At 57.4% G+C, this 465-nt stretch carries 1 pseudogene; it reads right to left on the bottom strand.

Annotated features, from left to right (window positions below):
- Positions 1-324: 324 nt before the first annotated feature.
- Positions 325-465: pseudogene (locus EN857_RS33285) on the bottom strand (methionine biosynthesis protein MetW); the annotation flags it as partial.

Below are 465 nucleotides of genomic sequence, written 5' to 3'. Positions count from 1 at the left end.
CTCCACGTCAGCTGTTTCCAGCGCGAAAATGCACTTTCCGATAGCTCTTCAGGATGGTTGAATGGATCGGACTTCCCCCTGGCTGGCCCTCATCGGGATTAAGTGCGACGCTACAAAAAACAACCTGTTATGTCACCCATTGTGCCGTCGTTCTGACGACAAGGGAATGGTGAATTCCGGCGACTAGCGCTTCAACCGCAACACTTTTGCCACCGCTGAAATTGGCGGAGGCTCTTGGCGGTTGCGTCCATGTGGTGTTGGCCGACGGCGTGGAACATCCGCACAAGCCCACGGATATCCTCGCGTAGGAGGCCGACGGCAGCCTTATCGCTTCAACAAAAACACCGCCTGCTGGCCGAAGAAATTCCAGAACCACCAGGGCATCGACAGGCCGATCTTCTGGCCGTTGGCGTCGAGCGCGGTCGCTTTCTCCACAGTCGCGCCGAGCTCCTCGCACAGATTGAC

Origin of the sequence: Mesorhizobium sp. M4B.F.Ca.ET.214.01.1.1 (genome assembly GCF_004791545.1) — a bacterium.
Taxonomy (GTDB): Bacteria; Pseudomonadota; Alphaproteobacteria; order Rhizobiales; family Rhizobiaceae; genus Mesorhizobium; species Mesorhizobium abyssinicae.
The sequence above is the reverse complement of the archived record's forward strand: the minus strand, read 5'-3'. Positions and strand labels throughout refer to the sequence as shown.